Here is a 16,119-nt window from a genome sequence, read left to right as displayed (position 1 = left end):
ATTACGCATCTCCTTTATGTGAAGGGCTGTTGATGCTCATGTTAACAGTCATCACTAAGTGTCTATGTTGTTCCGAACGGGCATGAGTGAATGCTTCTTCTAGGAAGGTAAAAACCTCGTGTATATCGCCATGGAGCCCACTTGCATAGTGCATCGACTCATTGAACACACCATGTTCTTTTGCACGAGCTACTTCTGTATAAATGACCGGCATATAGTCGGGGTTATTCATAGGATAAAGCGCAAACTGAGATGAAACATATTGTTTGATCTCCCGAATTTGAGGTTCGTTTAACAAGATGTCATCTTTCTCTAAATACACATCTCCCGCAGAATCCCCAGGACAACCAATCGAAAATGTCCCGTTAAATGCTACATGTGCTCCTGTCTTCGCTGCATATAAAACAATGGCTCTCGCTGTATCAAAGACGTGAATTTGCTTGCCACGCATGACTGTACTGACGTCATCAGTATGCATCCACACATTTGATGTATCCGCTTCGCGCAATGCCCCTTTAATAATTTCAATAAAATTGTCTGCCATTGGGTGAAGCGAAAATCTTAACCCCACAATTGGACTTGTCCCACAACTAAACCCTTGTTCCATTCCCATCTCCTCCTTCTAATTGGTGTCTAGAGAGTAAGTTAACGACGTCATAAGTGGTGCGAGTTACTTCGATAAAGTTGAGACAAAAAAACGTCTCTCTAAAATGAAAGTGTCTATCACCGAAAAATATAGTCAACCACTCTGCTCAGTCACCGTTTTTGAACATAAAAATAGCCGCATTCGACGTGGAATGCAGCTGTTTTGCTCAATAGAAATTGGCAAAAGTCGCCGCACTTCCTCACGCCAGTATTATCTGGATCGAGTGTTAAGGGATCGGAGCTAATGCTCTCATCTCAGCCAAAATATAGCACCCCTAGTGCAGTAGTCGTATGCAGTTTTTTAAATGTTAAAGAACGGCTTCATTGTAACGCACGAAAAACACATTGTAAACCAAGTAAAAAAATTATACTTGTCACAATATAAAATCTGTTCTATATTATATATAACAAAGCTGTTCTATTATTAATAGAACAAGAAGGGGTCGCATATGTTTATTGAAATTGAAGCAAATTCTGCCGTGCCGATTTATTTGCAACTGGCCCAGCAAATTATTGAAAGTGTTGCAAAAGGTAGCTTGAAACCGGGCGATTCTTTACCGTCAGTCCGTGCATTTGCTGCAGACCTTGGAATGAACATGCATACCGTAAATAAAGCGTATCATTATTTAGAAGAGAAGGAATTTATACAAATTGTACAGAAAAAAGGCGTATTCATTCATGAAAACGGGGTTCGGAAAGCATCTGAACTAGATCGACTTCGTTTGAAAAAAGAATTACGTCCAATTATTGCAGAGGCACTTTGTCTACAATTGTCCCAAGCAGAAATTGAGTTGTTAATACAAGAAATAAGTTTAGATTTGAAGGAGGAAATGTGATGGCCGCAATTATTTTTATTATCATTTTAATTTTTATTATTGCCATTCAAGCTTTCTTACCAAAGTTTTTAAAAGAAAGTGAGGCATTTGGTATCTACATCCCGGATACTCATGTCAAAGACAAACGAATAGAACACATGAAAAATGGCTATACAAAAGCCATATTAGCGAGTGGGATTGTTATCCTCGCGGTTTTTATCGGATGGCTATGGACGTTTCGTCCCAGTCAGGAGCAAATGGTCTATGTTGGAATGGTTGCTCAAATAGTGGCACTAATCTTCTCAATGGGACTTTATGCAAAAAACCATATTGCTTTAGCTAATTGGAAGAAAAATGAAAAGTGGACTGCTGGGCAGAGTGAGCGAAAAGTAGTCGACTTACAATTTCGTGAACAGCTTAAGTTGTTACCGAGTATCTACTTTATAATTCCTATGATTATAACTCTTGGTTTAGGGATTTTAGGGTTAAGTCAATACGATACGTTATCCAACCAGATTCCAACACATTGGGGACCAAGTGGCGAAGCAGATGCATTCGCAGAAAAAAGTTGGGTTTCGGTGAGTGCTTTACCTATCATGACACTCGTACTCCAAGGGATGCTACTGTTTTTCAATGGAGCGATGAAACAATCAGGAGCGAAGATTCAAGTTCGCCACAAGAAACGTTCACGTGAGCAACAACTCGCGTTTCGAAAATATTCAAGTTGGTTATTATTTGTCGTGACAATTACCGTAACGTTGCTGATGGGGTACTTACAGCTGACAATCATCTACCCTGAAATCATGTCTACCAGTCTTACATTAGGATTTACACTAGGTTTTCTAGTTGTCATTCTTGGATCGGTTCTGTACTACACTGTAAAAGTAGGGCAAAGCGGAACAAGAATTACTGTTTCAGAACATGAAATGAATCCTGAAAATGTCATCGATATGGACGATGATCAATACTGGAAGTTGGGTCTATTTTATGTAAATAAAAACGATCCTAGCATTCTCGTTGAAAAGCGATTTGGTATTGGTTGGACCGTAAATATGGGGCATAAAGGTAGTTGGATTTTCCTTGTCTTGTTATTTGTCAGTATATTTTTGATATCAACATTACTTTAAAAAGGAGTGTTAGAAATGGATTTTCTAGAAGGGATTCCATGGGGTATTATCGCACCGATATTTATTATTCAACTTTTATTACTAATTATTGCACTTATTGATTTATCAAAAATATCTGAAACAAACGGACCTAAGTGGGTTTGGGCATTAGTCATTATTTTCTTTAGTCTTTTCGGGCCCATAACGTATTTCATCATCGGGAGGAAACAAGGATGACGGCAATTTTAGAAACGACCAATTTAACGAAAATATACGGTTCAGAACAAGCAGTAAATAAAGTGAGTTTTTCACTGATTGAAGGGACATCAACTGCTTTAATCGGCCCAAATGGTTCAGGCAAAACAACCACATTATCCATGTTAGCAGGATTACTGCAACCGACTGATGGGATGATCTCGTTTAATGGTGAAAAACATGCGGATATAAGAAAACATATTGGATTTCTACCACAATATCCTCAGTTTTTCTCTTGGATGACGGCTTTGGAGTTTACCGAAATGGCTGCTCGATTAAGTGGAATGGATAGTCGTCACACAAAGATAGAAGCACAAAAAACCCTTGAGTTCGTTGGACTTGGGGAAGCTTTACGGAAAAAAACAGGTGCTTTTTCAGGCGGGATGAAGCAGCGACTTGGCTTAGCACAGGCTATAGTTCACAAGCCAAAAATTTTATTGTTAGATGAACCAGTATCAGCACTCGATCCAGTCGGAAGACGTGAAATCATGAATTTATTAAAAAGCTTGCAACAAAACATGACGATTTTATACTCGACTCATATCTTAAACGATGCTGAAGAAATGACGAATCAATTATTGTTTTTACGAAAAGGTGAATTGGTAGAACAAGGATCCCTAAGTGATGTAAAAACAAAATATGATTCTCCTCGTTATCGTGTGGAGTTTGCTAGTGCACAAGATGCGCTCACTTTTGCGGCGAGGTCTCCATGGAAAGTTAGTTATGAAGAAATATTTGCTTTTATTGATTTGGACAATGAGCTGCCAGAAATGAATGCAGTGTTAGGTTATCTATCCAATAGTGGTCTCAGTATTCGAAAAGTAGAGCGCCAAACCTCGAGCTTGGAAGAAATATTTATGAAGGTGGCGGGACAAGAATGAAGAATCTAATCGTACTGTTTCAAAAAGAGTGGCGAGAAAATACACGCAACTTTAAAATCCTGTGGATCCCGCTTGTCTTTATATTCTTCGGATTGTCTGAGCCACTTACTAGTTATTACTTACCCCAAATTTTAGAAGCAGTAGGCAATCTTCCGGAAGATGCTGTGTTCTCATTACCAGAGTTTACAGCCGCTCAAGTAATCATGGCTACAATGGGTCAATATCAATTTTTCGGGATGTTGGTCTTGATATTAGGATTTGCGGGCACCATTTCTCGTGAACGAAAAAATGGAACAGGAACGCTCATTTACGTTCGACCAATTTCTTATCTCAGCTACTTTTTAAGCAAGTGGAAAGTCATCGGAATAATTGCATTAGTTAGTGTATGGCTGGGGTTGTTGACGACTTGGTATTACACAGAGTTGTTATTTGGAAAAGTAGATACCGCGGATTTCTTCGCGTTTGCTGGGACTTACAGTGTGTGGATTTTATTCGTCGTAACAATAGTAGTGGCCATGAGTGCTTGGTTGCCTACTGGTGCAGCAGCTACAGTATCGCTGTTGTTAGTGTTACTTGTACAAATTGTTGACTCATTGCTAGGAGCATATTGGACAATTTCACCATGGAAATTAGCCATATATGCAACACAGTGGTTGACTGGCTCTCCAGATGCAACTAATTTTTGGTGGAGTATCGTGGTTACGCTAATTGCTATAGTGGGGTTAGTCGTTTTTGGAGTGTGGATGTCAAAACGAAATGCTTCGAAAACTAAAATTTAAATAGAAGAAAATCCCTCTCCAATCGGAGGGGGATTTTCTTTTGAAAACCATTAATTACTGGGAGTCTTTATTTTCAGTATCAGGTGCATTTGTATCTTTTGATTCAGTTCCCATATCCGAATCATTTCCATCTGACGGAACCGCATCATCAACACCTTCAGGAAGGAATTTTTCTTCTTGACCACTTTGATTTTGTTGAGTTCCAATGGATTCGCCATTATTATTATTGCCACACCCTGCGAGCATAAATATAGTCAAAATGACGAATAATAAAGATTTCATATACAAAATATTTTACCTCCTGTAACAACCAAATTTGTCTTCACGATTAGGTTGCACATGCAGCAGTGAAATATGTATTTTAAGATGAAACCTGGTTTAAATATTTCGTTTTCTCATCTCTTTAAATGATGTAGTGAGGATTTCGACCATTCGGATGGTGTTTTCAACCATTTAAAGTCCGTTTTCATCCATTCGGTAAGATTTCACCAAATTTATCTTCCAGGTCTACGGTTTTCTTCTGATTTGAACCACGCGCGGATTCCTTTTCCTGCATAAGGTTCATCTGCAAAACGAGGGAGGATGTGAAAATGCGCATGTTGGATTGATTGATTCGATGCTTCACCGACATTCCATCCAAGTGTATAGCCGTCGGGTGCATAATTTTCGTCCGCATATGCTTTCACTTGTTGCATTAATTCGTATGTAGCTGCCCACTCTTCGGGAGTTAAATCAAAAACTGTTGGTCGATGAATTTTGGGGACGATGAGTCCACTGCCTTCTAAAACAGTTTGGTGACTCGGATGTTGTAAATACAGACAATATTCATTTTCGAAGACAATGCGTTGATCAGAATCTTGTTGAGGTTCGCAAAAAGGACATGTTACTTTTTCCAATGGATCACCTCTTTTTCTTTTAATTGTATAAAATTGAAAGGTTATGAAGCAAGCTATGTAGAATGAGTGATGAACGGGAGGAATGCAAAATGGAAAAACAGCAGCAGGTCGAGCAAGCGGTTCGAAACTCTGAACGCTTTCTAACGGCTTTTCACCGTATTGAACAATCGATGAAAGACATTATTGGTACAAACGATCATTTATCATTTTTTAAATTAGTTGAGTTATCGAAACGTAAGAATGCAATTGTTCGTAAGTATGAAGAAGATTTGAGAGAATATACGACGTTACGAAACGCGATTGTGCATCATAAGACGTCTACAGAGTATGCAATTGCAGAACCACATGATGAAATTGTCTTAGCGCTGGAAACAATTGATGAAGCTTTAGCTAAACCTATAACTGTTGGTCAAATGTTTGAGCGTAATGTCAGTATTCTTCAAGCGAAGGACACGTTAAGGGATGCATTAAAGTTGATTCGAGAGAAACAATTCACTCAAATCCCCGTATATGATGGCAATGTTTTCGTAGGACTTTTAACAGCAGTAGGCATAATGTTTTGGTTAGCAAATCATGAAAAAGAAGATATTTCCTGGGAAATGACTGTCGAATCAACTCTTCAACATGAAAAAAAGAAAGAAAATCATCTATTCGTACCACGTGAAATGTCTATTTTTGAAGCTGAAGAATTATTTAAAGAAGCAATATCAAAAGGAAGACGCTTAGAGGCATTACTGATTACGGATGATAAAGGCTTGGTTGGCATTGTTACTCCACTGGATTTGATTAAAATTGAAGCATGAAAATTCTTGTGAATCGAACTGGCCGCATCTAAAAGGGGAATCTCAAATCGAGATGCCTCTTTTTTTATATTAAACTTTGCAAGAATAAGACTAGTCCCTTTGCCTTTCATTCATTTGGAAAGAAAAACTTAAAATAGCTCAAAATTTTATTTTGGCCACTTATGTGCCTCTGATAATTTCATTTTCTGCTGTTTTTATAGGACAATTAAACTATATGAAAAAAAGCCTGAATTTTCGTGTGTTAACATGCAAATGAGGTGATGAGATGATTCTTAAACGTTCAGAGTTATCAGTTGGTTTATAGAGTCTTAAAAGAAATGAATCTGAGAGTAGAGGGGACAGGGAAAAAGACAAAATATAAAATGGTATTTCGAGAGTGAAAATTGCGGAATGGATAAAAAGTAACAATGAGTGGATGGAAACAGCTTATGGGTGGTCGAAAACTTCATCTGAGTGGTCGAAAACTACCCATGAGAGGTCAAAAACACCATATCAAATAAACCTAATTTGGAGAAGGACTGCGCCTTCTCGTTAAAAGAAAAAAACCTTCCTTTTCGTCAGAAGGTTTTCCGTATGCACTATACTTCACTCATAACGGCGTGAGTATTGCCTTCGCCATCTTTGAAAAAGGCCATCCAGATTTCTATGTCGCCCATTTTGCCAACCATATGTGGTTCATCAATAAATTCTGCTCCTGCTTCCTGCATAGACATTACAGTGGTTGAAAGGTTGTCTGTTTTGAAATATAGGACTGAGCTTGGATGATTGAACTCTTCTTTTTCTGGCAGACTCAAAAGTAATCGTGTTTCTCCGCATTGAAAAAAGGCTAATCCATTTGATTCAAACAGTAAAGGCAAACCGATTACATCTTTGTAAAAAGCCACTGCTCGAGTTACATCTTTTACATTCACCGCAATTTGCCCAATTGACTCAATTGCTAAATTCTTCATTTATATACCCTCCAATTTCTCACTATTCTTCTTTCGACAAAAAGTTTGGAACTCCTGCTATGGTATCCTAGTAAAAAAAGGGGGATACGTATGTTACATCACGTTGAAATGAACGTTTCAGATTTAAAGGAATCAAGAGACTTTTATGATTTTTTATTACCGAAATTGGGCTATACCCTTTATCAAGAATGGGGAAAAGGCTTTAGTTATAAATACGATGCCACCTATCTAGTGTTTGTTCAAACTGAAGAAAAGCATGCCGAAACTGCGTATCATCGAGGACGTACAGGCTTGAATCACTTAGCGTTTCAGGGTAAGTCCCGTAAACAAATAGACGATTTAACGGAAAAATTAATTAGTCGAGGAACAACGATATTATATAAAGATCGCCATCCGTATGCTGGAGGAAATCAGACATATGCGGTGTTTTTTGAAGATCCAGATCGTATCAAATTGGAGATTGTGGCACCTGAATAACGGGTATGGGTAGTAAAAGGGCTGAGGGCAATGCCATTTGATTATGATTTGGATTTTGACAACCTGGACTTTCGGAAACAACCTGAATTGTACCGAGTAGGTCGCGGATTATCGGACAAAAGACGATTTCGTGGGAATGGATATGGCACGAAAATTTATGCCCGTCGATACACCAATTATAAGGGTGGTCGAAAATACAACGAAGACGGGTTAACTAAGGAACGCGACATAGATCCTGTAAAAGCGAAATCGGCCGCATCTTCAAAAAGAAATGGGACCAAATTCATGAAGATGAAGACTATTTGAAACGAAGAAAGAAACATCAAAAAGAATTTGGCTAATAACTTTGGCTGGCGTTACAACATCATGGTTACTGTTAGCCAGATAGAAGGATTTACTTTATGCTTAATAAATAAACTAGGGGGAATCTCCATGAACATAACGATTTTCGGTGCAACAGGGCGAGTAGGAAATGATGTTTTAAAACGTGCACTTAAAGATGGACTTCACGTGACGGCACTTGTGCGTACACCATCAAAATTAACACCCCATGAAAACTTAACGATTCTAGAAGGTGACATTCGCGATTTTTCACTTGTAAATAAAGCAATTGAGGGTGCGGATGCTGTATTCAGTGCAATCGGTACTGATAAAACAACAACATTAACTGAAGCGATTCCACTAATTATAGAAGCTATGAGTAAGGGAGAAGTTAAACGCATTGTTACAATCGGTACGGCAGGAATTTTGCAAAGTCGTACTAATTCGGAACTATATCGTTTTCAATCAACAGAATCGAAACGTCGCTTAACGTTTGCTGCTGAAGAACATGCTAAGGTTTTTGAACTGCTCGCTGCTACAAATTTAGAGTGGACGATTGTGTGTCCAACTTACTTGCCAGATGGCGATGCGACAGGGGAATGGCGAACAGAGCGCAACTTTTTACCTCAAGATGGCGCAGAAATATCAGTAGGTGATACAGCATTTTTTGCTTATAAAGAATTGCTAAATCCGCAGTTTGTTGCATCGCGAGTAGGGATTGCATATTAAAAGGAGTCACATATGTTCAGGAAATTAGTGAAATACGTATTGATTATTGCTTGTTTAGTAGTCTTTTTTTACGTCAATAATAACTGGCTTACAGTCTCTAACCACACCATTCAATCATCCGAAATTCCAACATCTTTTGATGGATATCGAATTGTTCAAGTGTCGGATTTACATGATGCCACATTTGGTGCAAACCAACAGCGTTTGGTTAAAAAAATTCAGCAAACGAAGCCGGATACAATCGTAATCACAGGAGATATCATAGATAGCAATCGATACAATTTACAAAACAGTTTGGATCTCATTGATCAAATTGTGAAAATCGCTGATGTTTATTATGTTACGGGGAATCATGAAGTAGCTACAAATGATGTTGATCGAATTAAAGAAGAATTAACCGATCGTGGAGTTCGAGTTCTATCTAATGAAACATTAAAACTTGAGCGTTCTGGAGAAGCCATTTCTTTAACAGGTATCGAAGATCCATTAATGGGAAAAGTTGCTTCTCAAATGATTGCCGATTCACGTGTGCCAAGCGACGCGTTTACCGTTCTTCTTGCTCATCGACCAGAAGACTTTCAAGCCTATGTAGATGCAGGGATAGATGTGACATTTTCAGGCCATGCTCATGGTGGACAGTTTCGTATACCAGGAATGGGTGGACTTGTTGCTCCTGGCCAAGGTTATTTTCCGAAATACACAGCTGGCATTCATGAACAGGATCAAAAGAAACTTGTGGTTAGTCGCGGTCTTGGGAACAGTATCATTCCAATGCGTTTATTCAACTTGCCAGAAATTGTCGTGGTCACGTTGAAATCAAACTAAACAAGAGAGAGCTATTAGAAATCCATAAACTACGGACTGAAATATAATTAATAGGGACGAATAACTATTTATCGAACCAAATTCAAGATTTTCAAAACACTTACAGGATAGCCGATTAAATAACATATGAATCAACAACTCAAAGGAGAGAACTCATTGTCAAACTCAGTTACATTAAGTCCATACCAACCTGATCATCAGCAAGCATTGCAATTTTATCCATTAACACCAGAACAACTTGAGTACACTGAACATCCATTAGAATTGCTGAAACATGATGGTCATTCGAGAACGCCGGTCACAATTTTATCTCGCAATTCAATCGCAGGTTTCTTTGTACTAGACGTCAGTGATGATCGTTACTCGTATAGTGAAAATCCAAATTCTGTTCTCTTGAGAGGCTTTTCCATTCATCCGGATTTCCAAGGACAAGGTGTTGCGGCAGAGGCAATCCTTGAGCTACCTTCTTTTATTCTCCAACACTTTCCTCAATTCGATGAAGTGGTGCTGGGTGTAAACGAGCTCAATGAAACAGCTAGACACGTTTATTTGAAAGCCGGTTTTACAGATGAAGGACGTCGTTATATGGGGCCAAAAGGTCAGCAGTATGCTCTTCATTTATATGTACCAAGTGAGGATAATTAAATTTCAACAAAAAACAGTTGCTCTCAAGTAAAGAGAGCAACTGTTTTTTTATTCTGATAGTCAGTGACGATCTTTTGCTTCACCAATTTTTTCTTCTACAGCACCCTTAGCTTTATCGTATTTGCCTTCAGCTTGAAGGGATTTGTCATCTGTTGCATTTCCAACTTGATCTTTCACTTCACCTTTGGCTTTGTTTACGCCTGCTTTTAATTTGTCTGAAAGTCCATTATCGTTGGTCATGTGAATATGTAAAGCCTTTACTGCGAATCGTCACCATCGCATTAATCATTCAAATTGTTGTTTCTAATTTATAGATAAGTTATTTGAATATTTTGTATGATAAAAAGAAAGAGCAGGAGAGGTGACAGACATGAAAAAATTCTTTGTTCTCGTAATGTGCTTGTTTCTAGCCGCTGGGTGTGGATTCCTTGAAAAAGAGGCAACCGCTGAGCCAGAATCTTTTAAAGAAGTCGCGACTAATCTGCAAATTCCATGGTCTATTAATCAAGTGGGTGATGAATTTTACATATCAGAACGTGTCGGTACTATTGCTTTCGTAAAAACAGACGGCAAGGTTGAACATCAAAAAGTGGAGCTTTCATCTCCTTTAGCAGAGGTTGCAGAAGCTGGTTTACTGGGCTTTGTCTTATCACCGACATTCGAGGAAACCAAAACGGCATTTGCCTACTACAATTATGACGGCGGAAAAGGTCCATTCAACCGCATCGTAACGTTGAAGTTAGAAGGCAACGTCTGGAAAGAAATCGACATCCTATTAGACGGCATCTCGACTGGCAATGTGCATCACGGTGGGCGCCTCGAAATTGGTCCGGATGGTTTGCTGTATGCAACTATTGGAGATGCATCGAATCCGAATTTAGCGCAAGGTCCACAATCTAAAAACGGTAAAATCATTCGTTTAAATGCCAACAATCAATGGGAAATGGTCAGTCTTGGTCATCGCAATCCACAAGGCCTCGCATGGAGGGAAGACGGAATATTTTTTGCTTCGGAACATKGACAATCCGCCAAAGATGAAATCAATAAAATCGTAGAAGGCCAAAATTATGGGTGGCCATTAATAGAAGGAAATGAAGAACGGGAAGGGTTTGTAACACCGTTGCTTCATTCAGGAGCRAATGATACGTGGGCCCCTTCTGGTATGACGTTTCATAAAGGCAAGTTATATGTTGCCGCACTTCGTGGCGAAGGCATATTAGTCGTTAATTCTGAGACTGGCGAACTAGAGGATAAGATTACAGGCTTCGGTCGAATACGAGATGTATTTTCAAATGGTGAAGAACTATACTTCGTCTCAAATAATCTTGACGGCCGAGGAACTGCTGAAGAGAATGACGATAAACTTTACCAATTGTAGATAAATAACAGCACATTCGCATGTTTAAGTGACGGGAGTGAAAGGAATACTTTCACAAAGGAGCTGATTTCGAATGAGTAAAGAACAAGCATTAAACATATTAAACGAAAGTCGCACCGGCACAATGGCAACAGTTAAGAGCAACAAACCGCATTCACGATATATGACGTTCTATAATGAAAATTTCACACTTTACACGCCAACTAATAAAAACACGCATAAAGTAGAAGACATTGAAGCAAACCCATACACCCATATTTTAATTGGCTATGAAGGTGAAGGATTTGGCGATGCATTCATAGAAATTGAAGGCCAAGTCAGTGAAAGCACAGACGAAAGCTTAAAAGAAAAAATTTGGAATGACCATATGAAGAATTGGTTTGAAGGACCAAACGATCCAAACTTAGTGATTCTGGTAGTCAAACCCTCATCTGTACGACTGATGAATAAAAGTGGTCAACCACCTGAAACAATCGAATTTTAGAAAGAAAAGCGTAAAGCGCCTTGTTAGCTCTACACCGGCGCTGGAATGATGAAAGGCGAAGATTTCGCCTTTCTGACCCATAATGGGGCCCGCGTGCTGGCGCTTGGAGCTAGACAGATAACGTTGACAGAACCTTTATGCTATTTCTTTTAGAAAAACTCGCTCTCTATTGAGAGTGAGTTTTTTTGTGTTTCTGGAGAGGATGAAATGTTCGTCTCCAGGGGAACGGACAGAAATCCTTTGGAATGCACACATAATGTTCACGCATCAATTTTCTGCAAATTAAAGAGAAGGTATAATCAAAAATATCTCGAATACCATATTTAGGAATAAATATATCGAAGGTGTTACCTATAATCATTTTCAAAGGAGTATTCATGTGAATTCATTAAAACCAATTAAAAGAAGTAGTTTCCGAATCTTTTTAGGAAAGAAAGCCTACCGACTGAAACGTTATACTGAATGGGTATTCGATGAGAAAAAATATGCGAAAAATAAAGGGGAAGTAAAGTTAGAACATGTTATCTTTAAGCATAAAACTCCATTACTGCGTCAATTAAAAGATGTCGACATGCAGATGCAATACAACAAAGTAACGAATTTGAAAATTGCTGTCAAAAAGATTAACCGTATCGTAATTCAACCAGGTGAAACCTTTTCATATTGGAAGACCATTGGTGCGACAACTAAAAGAAAAGGCTATGTAGACGGAATGATTTTGCATTATGGAAAAGTCCGAACCGGAGTTGGAGGAGGGCTATGCCAATTATCAAACTTAATTTACTGGATGACCCTACATACGCCTCTTACGGTAACGGAAAGATACCGTCATAGCTACGATGTCTTTCCAGATTCTAAACGAAGTCAACCTTTTGGCAGCGGTGCAACTTGTGCCTATAACTACTTAGACCTTCAAATAAAAAATGAAACCAAGGAACCTTATCAGCTCGTTATTTATTTAACAGATGTATCCTTGGTAGGTGAATGGAGATCATTAAACATACCGACTAACACGTATAAAGTGTATGAAAAAGAACATCAGTTTACCCTTGAGCAATGGGGAGGATATGTTCGACACAATACCCTTCACAGAGAAATCTATAATAGGAGTAATGAGTGTATCGATGATGAGTTTATTACTGAAAACCATGCCATTACCATGTACGAACCTTTCTTAACAGGAGGATAAGGTGAAAAAGAGAGTCATTTATTTGTACAAAATTATTTTGATACTTTCATTCTTGTCGATAGTGGCTAACAAAATTTCATTTACATCCAAATTAAAGGTCGTTTTAATTTTTCCTGTAACCCACTTTTTGTCTTTACCGAGGGTAGAAAGTTCTTTGACATCAATTTTGCCCTTCTTCAATTTGACCTTTTCTCATTTCTGATAATAGAACATCAATAGAAATCCGTGCTTTAGGTAAACTCTTATAGATGATTTGTCCATTTTTAATAAGAGGAATGGGCGTGGGATCCAGTAAATTTCTTAGCTTAACTGATTTTAAGGTTAGAAAGATACCAATTAGATATAAAATGACTAGTGAAGTCATTGTTATTAAAGATCCACGTAATCCTAGACTTTCATCTGACAAAGGATGGGCAATAATATTACCAATTGAAATAACCATAATAAAATCGAGCAACCCTAACTGAGATATGGATCGATGGCCCATTATTTTAGCTACAATTATGAGAAAGAAAAAGGCAATAATTGCTCTCAAAATCCACTGTAAAGAAGTAAGTGATTCTTGACTATGAAAAAAATCCATGAGTTTTCACATCCTAACATTTTGTAAATCAGAAAGAATGTCTTAATATCCTTGTGATCCGGAAACTTAATTTAGTTTAACCATGTCTTACGTAAGTATTTATTTGAAAGAAAAAAAACATGATTTGAGGGAAAAAATGACTATCTATATAGCATTGTTAAGAGGAATTAATGTAGGAGGACACAAAATAATCAAAATGGCAGACTTGAAACAGCTGTTAGAAACTATGGGCTTAAGCAAAGTAAAAACTTATATTCAAAGTGGTAATGTCGTATTTGAATCAAACGAGGAAGCAGATAAACTATGCCAACAAATCGAGCAACAAATCGATACCACGTTCGGTTTTCCGGTTCCTGTTATCTTGAGAACGTCTAAGGAATGGGATCAGATTATCGATAATTGTCCTTACCCAGTAGAAACACTATTGGAAGGGGAAAGTGTCCATCTAACTTTATTGTCAGAAATACCCTCACAAGAAGCGCTTAACAAACTACAGAAGTTCCAACGTGATGTAGATCAATACCATGTTCAGGGAAAAGAGATTTACCTATTTTTACGTAGAAGCTTTCGAGATTCTAAGCTGCCACTCCAACTTCAAAAGTTAGGGGTTTCAGCAACAATACGGAACTGGAAAACCACCATGAAACTTGCAACAATGACGAAAGCAATGGAGTGAAATATAAAGCGAAAGACCACTATCTGCCAATGCAGATAGTGGTCTTTTTTTTGTCTAGCTCGTACTGTTCTTTATTGTTTAAATAAACTCATCCAACCTTTGTGTTTGAACCAAGCCAACATAGACAATCCAATTAGTATCATGGCACCAAGTGCAATAAAGTAGCCATATTTCATCTCGAGTTCTGGCATGTTTTCAAAATTCATCCCGTATACACCCGCAATGAATGTAAGTGGAATGAAAATCGAAGACACAATCGTTAAAATCATCATAATTCGGTTCATACGGTTCGAGTTCATTGCCATATAGCTGTCGCGAATATCCGCCGTCAGTTCACGGTTTGACTCAACAATTTCCGTAAGCTTAACAAGATGATCGGAAATATCGGCAAAGTAAGTATACTCATGCTGTTGAAGGTCAAAACGACTCGAGTTCAATACACGATACATTAAATCACGCATCGGTAAGATCGTCCGACGTAACCACAACAAATCGCTACGCATTTCAAATACAGTATCCATAGAAAAGTGTTTCATATCAAATGTCATCTGATCTTCAATTTCATTTAAATGATCTTCAATCTTATAGACAAGTGGAAAGTAAGAATCGACCACTTTATCGAGAATTTGATACATCGCGTAAATCGCTCCGCGCTCCCAAAACTTAGCATCCCGTTGTAGTTTTTCACGGACTATATCCAACTCATGAACGGAAGTATTGTGAAATGTAACGACAAAATTTTTCCCAATGAATAAATCTAATTCCTCTGCCTCAAGCGTTTCTTCATTCATGGTATGTACGACGAAAAACTGATAACCATCGTAATAATCTACTTTTGGTCTTTGCAAACGATGCAAACAATCTTCTATCGCAAGTGGATGGAAGTGAAAGAATGAATCTAGCAGCGCCCATTCTTCAGCAGATGGCTTATCAAAATCGACCCAATACCAGTCAAATGATTTTTTATTAAGATCTTCTAATGGAAAATCCACTTCTAATTGGCTATCAGCCGTAACACCAAATGTTCGAATCATACAAAACCCTCGTTTCAAACGATAAATACTAGTAGTAGTTTACCACGATTTTACGAAGAGCTTGTGTTTGAGCCAAGGTTTATGTAGAAAACAGAATCGACCGTCACCGATAGAACAATCGAATCCAAACCATGAATTGTAAACGTGGGAAAATTATTCTAAATAATGTCTTAACATACTATTCATATCCGCTTCATATTCAACAACTACACTAACAGTGCAAGTTCAAATATGAGGAGGCCCGACATGGATCAAACACAGTTGAAAAAGAAAGCTCTTCCTATCGCTATCCTTTCATTTTTAGCAATCGGTGGAGTTGCTGGAACCATAGTGAGGTTACCATTTCAGAAGCGCCAAGGGATACCTATTAAGGCAAGGTGAAAGTAGGTTTTCTCAATAAACTCTTCCTTATCATTGGAAAAGCTTTGTTAAATTAAACATTAGTAACAATACAAACATAATAGAATAGGAGATGTTGACAGTGAATAAAAAAATGTTATTGGGTACAGGATTTTCTTTAATCTTGTTATTTAGTCCGTTCACACAGGCTTTTGCTCAAGAGACAACAGGAGAAGTAAGGAAAGTGGATAATGTAGCGCATCGTGGGGCATCAGGATATGCACCTGAAAATACTCACCTGAAAATACT

Annotated in this window: 22 protein-coding genes, 1 pseudogene and 1 riboswitch; of the genes and pseudogenes, 16 read left to right on the top strand and 7 right to left on the bottom strand. The window is 38.1% G+C overall.

The window, feature by feature from the left end; genetic code table 11:
• Position 1: 1 nt before the first annotated feature.
• Complete coding sequence (locus tag AC1DOS_RS05215) at positions 2 to 607, bottom strand: YkoF family thiamine/hydroxymethylpyrimidine-binding protein (RefSeq protein ID WP_477536626.1); 606 nt, start codon at positions 605 to 607, stop codon at positions 2 to 4.
• A gap of 218 nt (positions 608 to 825) precedes the next feature.
• A riboswitch (TPP riboswitch) is annotated at positions 826 to 932 on the bottom strand.
• 162 nt (positions 933 to 1,094) lie between these two features.
• On the opposite strand from AC1DOS_RS05215, the gene AC1DOS_RS05210 reads away from it, so the two are divergent.
• Genes AC1DOS_RS05210 through AC1DOS_RS05190 form a run of 5 tightly spaced genes read left to right on the top strand, consistent with a single transcriptional unit; the run spans position 1,095 to position 4,481 of the window.
• Complete coding sequence (locus tag AC1DOS_RS05210; protein ID WP_108585901.1) at positions 1,095 to 1,481, top strand: GntR family transcriptional regulator; 387 nt, start codon at positions 1,095 to 1,097, stop codon at positions 1,479 to 1,481.
• A complete protein-coding gene (locus tag AC1DOS_RS05205; protein ID WP_477536625.1) occupies positions 1,481 to 2,587 on the top strand; it encodes a DUF1648 domain-containing protein in 1,107 nt (368 codons plus the stop codon). Before AC1DOS_RS05210 ends, AC1DOS_RS05205 begins: the two co-directional genes overlap by 1 nt.
• A gap of 15 nt (positions 2,588 to 2,602) precedes the next feature.
• Positions 2,603 to 2,803 carry a PLD nuclease N-terminal domain-containing protein gene (locus tag AC1DOS_RS05200; RefSeq protein WP_477536624.1) on the top strand — a complete coding sequence of 67 codons (201 nt, stop codon included), beginning with the start codon at positions 2,603 to 2,605 and terminating at the stop codon, positions 2,801 to 2,803.
• On the top strand, positions 2,800 to 3,702 hold the full coding sequence (locus AC1DOS_RS05195) for an ABC transporter ATP-binding protein (protein ID WP_477536623.1): 903 nt from the start codon (positions 2,800 to 2,802) through the stop codon (positions 3,700 to 3,702). The genes AC1DOS_RS05200 and AC1DOS_RS05195 overlap by 4 nt, the downstream gene beginning before the upstream one ends.
• Positions 3,699 to 4,481: an ABC transporter permease gene (locus AC1DOS_RS05190; protein WP_477536622.1), complete on the top strand. Its 783-nt coding sequence runs from the start codon at positions 3,699 to 3,701 to the stop codon at positions 4,479 to 4,481. The genes AC1DOS_RS05195 and AC1DOS_RS05190 overlap by 4 nt, the downstream gene beginning before the upstream one ends.
• Before the next feature lie 54 nt (positions 4,482 to 4,535).
• On the opposite strand, the gene AC1DOS_RS05185 is transcribed toward AC1DOS_RS05190, so the two are convergent.
• A complete protein-coding gene (locus AC1DOS_RS05185) occupies positions 4,536 to 4,769 on the bottom strand; it encodes a hypothetical protein (RefSeq protein WP_477536621.1) in 234 nt (77 codons plus the stop codon).
• Between the two features lie 206 nt (positions 4,770 to 4,975).
• On the bottom strand, positions 4,976 to 5,377 hold the full coding sequence (locus tag AC1DOS_RS05180; protein WP_477536620.1) for an HIT family protein: 402 nt from the start codon (positions 5,375 to 5,377) through the stop codon (positions 4,976 to 4,978).
• A gap of 89 nt (positions 5,378 to 5,466) precedes the next feature.
• Between AC1DOS_RS05180 and AC1DOS_RS05175 the strand changes: the two genes are divergently transcribed.
• Complete coding sequence (locus AC1DOS_RS05175; protein WP_477536619.1) at positions 5,467 to 6,180, top strand: CBS domain-containing protein; 714 nt, start codon at positions 5,467 to 5,469, stop codon at positions 6,178 to 6,180.
• Between the two features lie 578 nt (positions 6,181 to 6,758).
• Here AC1DOS_RS05175 and AC1DOS_RS05170 read toward each other — a convergent pair.
• Positions 6,759 to 7,130 carry a VOC family protein gene (locus AC1DOS_RS05170; protein ID WP_477536618.1) on the bottom strand — a complete coding sequence of 124 codons (372 nt, stop codon included), beginning with the start codon at positions 7,128 to 7,130 and terminating at the stop codon, positions 6,759 to 6,761.
• A 90-nt stretch (positions 7,131 to 7,220) separates the two neighbouring features.
• On the opposite strand from AC1DOS_RS05170, the gene AC1DOS_RS05165 reads away from it, so the two are divergent.
• From AC1DOS_RS05165 to AC1DOS_RS05145, 5 genes and pseudogenes are all read left to right on the top strand, one after another.
• Positions 7,221 to 7,607, top strand: coding sequence for a VOC family protein (locus AC1DOS_RS05165; RefSeq protein WP_477536617.1), 387 nt, complete (start codon positions 7,221 to 7,223; stop codon positions 7,605 to 7,607).
• A 30-nt stretch (positions 7,608 to 7,637) separates the two neighbouring features.
• Positions 7,638 to 7,948 (top strand): annotated as a pseudogene (locus tag AC1DOS_RS05160) (DUF4385 family protein).
• Between the two features lie 91 nt (positions 7,949 to 8,039).
• The gene (locus AC1DOS_RS05155; RefSeq protein ID WP_108585914.1) at positions 8,040 to 8,657 is read left to right on the top strand and encodes an NAD(P)-dependent oxidoreductase; all 618 of its coding nucleotides are present in this window, start codon (positions 8,040 to 8,042) and stop codon (positions 8,655 to 8,657) included.
• A gap of 12 nt (positions 8,658 to 8,669) precedes the next feature.
• Positions 8,670 to 9,482 carry a metallophosphoesterase gene (locus tag AC1DOS_RS05150; protein ID WP_477536616.1) on the top strand — a complete coding sequence of 271 codons (813 nt, stop codon included), beginning with the start codon at positions 8,670 to 8,672 and terminating at the stop codon, positions 9,480 to 9,482.
• 156 nt (positions 9,483 to 9,638) lie between these two features.
• Positions 9,639 to 10,127: a GNAT family N-acetyltransferase gene (locus tag AC1DOS_RS05145; protein ID WP_108585916.1), complete on the top strand. Its 489-nt coding sequence runs from the start codon at positions 9,639 to 9,641 to the stop codon at positions 10,125 to 10,127.
• 60 nt (positions 10,128 to 10,187) lie between these two features.
• Here AC1DOS_RS05145 and AC1DOS_RS05140 read toward each other — a convergent pair whose 3' ends face one another.
• Positions 10,188 to 10,367: a CsbD family protein gene (locus AC1DOS_RS05140; protein WP_108585917.1), complete on the bottom strand. Its 180-nt coding sequence runs from the start codon at positions 10,365 to 10,367 to the stop codon at positions 10,188 to 10,190.
• Positions 10,368 to 10,497: 130 nt separating this feature from the next.
• On the opposite strand from AC1DOS_RS05140, the gene AC1DOS_RS05135 reads away from it, so the two are divergent.
• The 3 genes from AC1DOS_RS05135 to AC1DOS_RS05125 all read left to right on the top strand — a co-directional run bounded on the left by AC1DOS_RS05135 (position 10,498) and on the right by AC1DOS_RS05125 (position 13,178).
• Positions 10,498 to 11,505, top strand: a complete 1,008-nt coding sequence (locus tag AC1DOS_RS05135; RefSeq protein ID WP_477536615.1) for a PQQ-dependent sugar dehydrogenase — start codon at positions 10,498 to 10,500, stop codon at positions 11,503 to 11,505.
• Between the two features lie 73 nt (positions 11,506 to 11,578).
• On the top strand, positions 11,579 to 11,989 hold the full coding sequence (locus AC1DOS_RS05130) for a pyridoxamine 5'-phosphate oxidase family protein (protein WP_108585919.1): 411 nt from the start codon (positions 11,579 to 11,581) through the stop codon (positions 11,987 to 11,989).
• A gap of 373 nt (positions 11,990 to 12,362) precedes the next feature.
• Positions 12,363 to 13,178 carry a VanW family protein gene (locus tag AC1DOS_RS05125; protein ID WP_146173643.1) on the top strand — a complete coding sequence of 272 codons (816 nt, stop codon included), beginning with the start codon at positions 12,363 to 12,365 and terminating at the stop codon, positions 13,176 to 13,178.
• 160 nt (positions 13,179 to 13,338) lie between these two features.
• Here the strand turns inward: AC1DOS_RS05125 and AC1DOS_RS05120 are convergent, their stop codons facing one another.
• Positions 13,339 to 13,761: a DUF421 domain-containing protein gene (locus AC1DOS_RS05120; RefSeq protein WP_477536614.1), complete on the bottom strand. Its 423-nt coding sequence runs from the start codon at positions 13,759 to 13,761 to the stop codon at positions 13,339 to 13,341.
• Between the two features lie 136 nt (positions 13,762 to 13,897).
• Here AC1DOS_RS05120 and AC1DOS_RS05115 point away from each other — a divergent pair, with 136 nt between their 5' ends.
• On the top strand, positions 13,898 to 14,437 hold the full coding sequence (locus AC1DOS_RS05115; RefSeq protein WP_477536613.1) for a DUF1697 domain-containing protein: 540 nt from the start codon (positions 13,898 to 13,900) through the stop codon (positions 14,435 to 14,437).
• A gap of 71 nt (positions 14,438 to 14,508) precedes the next feature.
• On the opposite strand, the gene corA is transcribed toward AC1DOS_RS05115, so the two are convergent.
• Entirely contained in the window at positions 14,509 to 15,471 is a 963-nt protein-coding gene (corA, locus tag AC1DOS_RS05110; protein WP_108585923.1) for a magnesium/cobalt transporter CorA, read from the bottom strand.
• A gap of 246 nt (positions 15,472 to 15,717) precedes the next feature.
• Between corA and AC1DOS_RS05105 the strand changes: the two genes are divergently transcribed.
• Complete coding sequence (locus AC1DOS_RS05105) at positions 15,718 to 15,852, top strand: hypothetical protein (RefSeq protein WP_477536612.1); 135 nt, start codon at positions 15,718 to 15,720, stop codon at positions 15,850 to 15,852.
• The last annotated feature ends 267 nt before the right edge of the window (positions 15,853 to 16,119 follow it).

The sequence above is a fragment of the Paenisporosarcina sp. P5_A11 genome (genome assembly GCF_056400705.1).
This window is presented reverse-complemented; position numbering and strand designations above follow the sequence as displayed.

Coding starts and splice junctions, on each gene's coding strand:
- AC1DOS_RS05155 (WP_108585914.1), top strand. CDS start 8,040: ATGAACATAACGATTTTCGGTGCAACAGGGCGAGTAGGAAATGATGTT.
- AC1DOS_RS05150 (WP_477536616.1), top strand. CDS start 8,670: ATGTTCAGGAAATTAGTGAAATACGTATTGATTATTGCTTGTTTAGTA.
- AC1DOS_RS05165 (WP_477536617.1), top strand. CDS start 7,221: ATGTTACATCACGTTGAAATGAACGTTTCAGATTTAAAGGAATCAAGA.
- AC1DOS_RS05105 (WP_477536612.1), top strand. CDS start 15,718: ATGGATCAAACACAGTTGAAAAAGAAAGCTCTTCCTATCGCTATCCTT.
- AC1DOS_RS05195 (WP_477536623.1), top strand. CDS start 2,800: ATGACGGCAATTTTAGAAACGACCAATTTAACGAAAATATACGGTTCA.
- corA (WP_108585923.1), bottom strand. CDS start 15,471: ATGATTCGAACATTTGGTGTTACGGCTGATAGCCAATTAGAAGTGGAT.
- AC1DOS_RS05200 (WP_477536624.1), top strand. CDS start 2,603: ATGGATTTTCTAGAAGGGATTCCATGGGGTATTATCGCACCGATATTT.
- AC1DOS_RS05130 (WP_108585919.1), top strand. CDS start 11,579: ATGAGTAAAGAACAAGCATTAAACATATTAAACGAAAGTCGCACCGGC.
- AC1DOS_RS05120 (WP_477536614.1), bottom strand. CDS start 13,761: ATGGATTTTTTTCATAGTCAAGAATCACTTACTTCTTTACAGTGGATT.
- AC1DOS_RS05205 (WP_477536625.1), top strand. CDS start 1,481: ATGGCCGCAATTATTTTTATTATCATTTTAATTTTTATTATTGCCATT.
- AC1DOS_RS05215 (WP_477536626.1), bottom strand. CDS start 607: ATGGAACAAGGGTTTAGTTGTGGGACAAGTCCAATTGTGGGGTTAAGA.
- AC1DOS_RS05210 (WP_108585901.1), top strand. CDS start 1,095: ATGTTTATTGAAATTGAAGCAAATTCTGCCGTGCCGATTTATTTGCAA.
- AC1DOS_RS05170 (WP_477536618.1), bottom strand. CDS start 7,130: ATGAAGAATTTAGCAATTGAGTCAATTGGGCAAATTGCGGTGAATGTA.
- AC1DOS_RS05190 (WP_477536622.1), top strand. CDS start 3,699: ATGAAGAATCTAATCGTACTGTTTCAAAAAGAGTGGCGAGAAAATACA.
- AC1DOS_RS05140 (WP_108585917.1), bottom strand. CDS start 10,367: ATGACCAACGATAATGGACTTTCAGACAAATTAAAAGCAGGCGTAAAC.
- AC1DOS_RS05115 (WP_477536613.1), top strand. CDS start 13,898: ATGACTATCTATATAGCATTGTTAAGAGGAATTAATGTAGGAGGACAC.
- AC1DOS_RS05175 (WP_477536619.1), top strand. CDS start 5,467: ATGGAAAAACAGCAGCAGGTCGAGCAAGCGGTTCGAAACTCTGAACGC.